Annotated in this window: 3 protein-coding genes; all 3 read right to left on the minus strand. The window is 49.6% G+C overall.

From position 1 onward, the window contains the following. Positions 1-99: 99 nt before the first annotated feature. The 3 genes from J4G02_16660 to J4G02_16670 all read right to left on the minus strand — a co-directional run bounded on the left by J4G02_16660 (position 100) and on the right by J4G02_16670 (position 3,670). Entirely contained in the window at positions 100-591 is a 492-nt protein-coding gene (locus tag J4G02_16660; GenBank protein MCE2396188.1) for a tetratricopeptide repeat protein, read from the minus strand. A gap of 228 nt (positions 592-819) precedes the next feature. Further along, a complete protein-coding gene (locus tag J4G02_16665) occupies positions 820-2,886 on the minus strand; it encodes a thioredoxin domain-containing protein (protein MCE2396189.1) in 2,067 nt (688 codons plus the stop codon). 196 nt (positions 2,887-3,082) lie between these two features. Beyond that, entirely contained in the window at positions 3,083-3,670 is a 588-nt protein-coding gene (locus J4G02_16670; protein ID MCE2396190.1) for a hypothetical protein, read from the minus strand. Positions 3,671-4,214: the final 544 nt, after the last annotated feature.

Here is a 4,214-nt window from a genome sequence, read left to right on the forward strand (position 1 = left end):
TGGGTCGGGCAAGATGCCCGACCTACGAAGAGGGGATATTGTTGGGTTTCACGGTTCCCCGTTCAACCCAACCTACGTGCTGCCAAATGTCAACGCGCCCTAATTCAGCTTGGCTCGCAACTTTCTAAGCGCGACAAATGCGGGTTCATAATCAGGACTTTCATATAAGGCACGTTTGTAGCTTTCGATCGCTTTATCCCACTCTAACCGTTGCTCCCAAACACGACCCAGATTCATGTGGGGATGACACCGCGCCTCGTAGTCTGGTGCTTCAATGGCTTTCTCCAACCAAGGGATAGCCGCATCATATTCGCCGAGTTGAATCAGACACGCACCAATATCATTGTAGGGATTACCAAAATCGGCGTCCAAGCGAATCGCTTTGTGGCATTCATCAATCGAGTCTTGAAACCGCCCCATCATGCTATAGGTCCAGCCGAGCCATGTGTGCGCTTTCGCCGTCGGATAGAGGGCAATTGACTTCATGTACAACGCAATCGCACGTCCAAACTCACCGCGCATCTGGTGTGTTTCCCCCTCAAGCAGGTAAAGTAACGCCTGTTCTCTTCGTTCAAGTTCATCTTCGTTCACAGTAGGCTCCTTGTGTCATCTATATAACCTTTGGTGCTAGTTTAGTGAGAAAGTTTTTTCCACATTGTTCAAGTCGCTTTGAATCCCGATTTATCGGGGAAATGCTATAGACATGTCGCTCCGCTGGGGCTAAATGAACCGATGAACCCATGATTTTTACGTTTCACGCATCACGTTTCACGTTATCAGCAGCTGCAAACTAGCACCAATGGTTATAGGCCTATCCCTCTACTGAAGCAGCTCCGCCAACTCCGCTACATCTGTTGTGGGCGCTTTGCAAGTGTAGTTCTCACACACATAGATCGTCGCCTTCCCATCAACCTGCGTCTTGCCTTCAAGAAGCGGAATCAAATCGCCGATATCTTCTCCGTCGCTAGCCAAAGCGATCACCTTGTTGGGAATATAGCGGCTGTGAACAGCTGCCAACGCAGCCTGAGTATCCTCATTCTCCTGCTGGCCAGCGATCGCAATCTCTTTGGGTGTGGACAGCAGAAAATCAAGTTCGCAGAGCATCTGCGCCGATCCGCTTGGCGAATGCTCAATTTGATGGTAATAGACATCAAGAGTGGTCTCTACCTTCTTCCGGAAGTCAGGTCGATTGAGGAGCCTGTCGAGCCGCACCAAATTATGGATAGCCATTGACACACCGGCAGGGGTTGCGCCGTCATAACCCGGCTTCGACCGAACAATAAGGGTTTCATGGTTCTTGCTAGTAAAAAAGAAACTACCGTTTGCTTCGTCCCAAAACTGCTCGATCATGATCTGATTCAGCCGTTCCGCCTCTTGCAGCCACTCAACAACGAAGGTTGCCTCATAGAGATTGATTAAGCCGGCGACGAAATAAGAGTAGTCCTCAAGGTAGGCGTTCAAGTGACTTTTGCCCGCACGGTGCGTGCGGAGCAACAAGCCATTATCTTGAGAAAGTTCCGACAATACAAACCTCACAGATTTTTCTGCAGCTTCACGATAACGTTCATCACCGAGAATCTGATAGCCCATCGCCATACTTCGAATCATCAAACCGTTCCAACTGGTAAGAATCTTGTCGTCTAGACCGGGCTTAATCCGTTTCTCTCGGACTTCAAAGAGTTTCCGCTTCCCTTCGGCGAGTATGTCTTCTATCTCACCTAAATCTATACTTAATTTCTTGGCGAACAGATCTGCCGGTGTCTGGACGTGTAGGATGTTTTTGTGTTCAAAATTGCCAAGCTCGGTAATATCATAATACTCGCAGAAAATTCTGGCTTTCTCCTCCCCAAGGAGCTGTTCCACCTCGTCCGGCTCCCAAACGAAAAATTTGCCCTCAACACCCTCACTATCCGCATCTTGTGTGGAGTAGAACCCACCCTTTTCCACATCGTACATCTCAGCCAAAACGTAGTCCAGCGTTTCCGCAGCGATCTGCCGATAGAAGGCTTTCCCTGTTGCCTGATACGCCTCTAAATAAGCCACACTCAACAAAGCATTGTCGTAAAGCATCTTCTCGAAATGTGGAACAAGCCACCGCTCATCAACCGAGTAGCGATGGAATCCACCACCAAGCTGATCATACATCCCGCCGCGTGCCATCTTTTCCAACGTTACTTCCACCATATTAAGCGCATTGGCGTTACCCGTACGATGCCAGTGTCGCAACAAGAGCAAGAGTCCCATACTCGGCGGAAATTTAGGCGCACTCCCAAACCCACCGTCATGATGATCGAACCGTGACAGATAATCCTGATACGCTTGGTCCAGCATGTCCGTCGTCAATTGATGCCCATGTCCCTCCATTGCCGATAACTGATTCAGATTGGTGATAATCTGATCCGCTTGTTCTCCCACCGCATCCCGACGTTCCCTGTACGCCTCCGCCACTCCGAGTAGCACACGCGGAAACCCCGGACGACCATAGCGGTTATCGGGAGGAAAATAGGTGCCGCCGTAGAACGGCTTCAGATCCGGTGTCAGAAACATGGTCATGGGCCAACCGCCCTGTCCCGTAAGCATCTGGACCGCGTTCATGTAAATTTCGTCCAAGTCTGGGCGTTCTTCACGATCAACCTTGATGTTAATAAAATGCTCGTTCATGATCGCGGCAATCTGTTCGCTCTCGAAGGATTCATGCTCCATGACATGGCACCAGTGGCAAGCAGCGTAGCCGATGCTCAACAGAATCGGTTTATCCTGCTGTTTCGCTTGCCCAAGTGCTTCCTCGCCCCACGGATACCAATCGACAGGATTGTGCGCGTGTTGCAGAAGGTAGGGGCTCGTTTCACCGATGAGCCGGTTCGTATGCTTCGGGTTATCAGACATTATTTATTCCTTCCATTTGATATACCCCCAGGTCTGAACGGTTGGGAGCCTTGTGAATCTGTCTATATGAATGGCGAGTAAGCGCGTCTATTCGCACACTCAACATAACTGCATTACAAACCCAAGAAAAAGCTTGACTGAACCGCTGCGCGTAAGCCAGCTGTGTGACATTTGGAAGTAGATTTAAGGTCGCCTGTCATTCGCCGGATTCAGCTTGGGAGGTGTCACCGAACTTCACGCCGGAAGCGTCTGCAGCGTTAGCAATCTCACGTACAATCTGTATTGTGAGCTCTGCTAGGTGCTGTGCGAACGCTTGGTTACCTCGTTTCGATTCTAGCGAGTCGCGATAGCGAGTCCCGCGCTGCTGTCCAGCCAATCGATGGTTAGCAATGCCGAGCGCCGTGGTAACAAGCTCGGTCGGTACATTGAGGAAATCTGGGGCAGATACCTCCCTTGACGGCACCTGCATTTCAGGTGTCTCACAATCACCCTGATTTGATCGAGATTCAGAGCAGCCTGCCAGAAATGCCTCTTGGTGGGATTCTATCTGTTCCAGGGCCTGCTTGGCTGCCATCTGTTCTGCCCAGCGCTTGGACCCACGGATCGGTGCGGGTGTGGTGTAAGTTGTTTCCCCAAAGTTAACAGTCACAACCCAACTCGGCTCATTGGGCGTACCCTGTTGATCCGTTTCATAGGTTAAGTCCCTTAACGCCCACTTCTGACAATACTGTTGCAAGATGCCTTTGTAGTTTTCAACCGTCGGCTCACTGACCGCTTGTGACATTCAAACCTCCCAAGGTGATAGTGTACCCGTCTATATTCCCTGATAGAAACGCGCAGATAGATTCGTGCTTACCTGTTTCAACTCCGTAGTAGTGTATCAAAAACCGGGAGACAACTCAAGGAATTTTCGTTCTGATCCTAGCAGATTGGTAGCCTGTGAACATCCAATCAAAAACTAGGATTCCAGAAGTTATAGTGAATCATATAGTAAACACGAGAAATAAGGGGACATTGACCAATAACTCCGAGCCGCTCGAAGTTTCTGAAGTCTCCCTGACAAGGGGGATTTAGGGGGTTGGTTGTGCATTGAAAGTGTATCAGTAATTCTAAAATCTACTATAAAAATAAATAGACGTTTTCGCTCCCTGTGTTGGGTAGGCGCTGTTTCCAACTGCGCCTATGCGGTGCGGGTTCTAACCGCACCTACCGGGGTCATAGCCCGGATTTTTCCATCCCCGGTAGGCGCGGTTTTCTAACCTCTCCGATTGGCAGTGTCTAATTAATTCTAAAATCTACCATAAATTGAGGACTGTTTATGCAGATAT

This window comes from Candidatus Poribacteria bacterium, assembly GCA_021295755.1.
Taxonomy (GTDB): Bacteria; Poribacteria; WGA-4E; order WGA-4E; family PCPOR2b; genus PCPOR2b.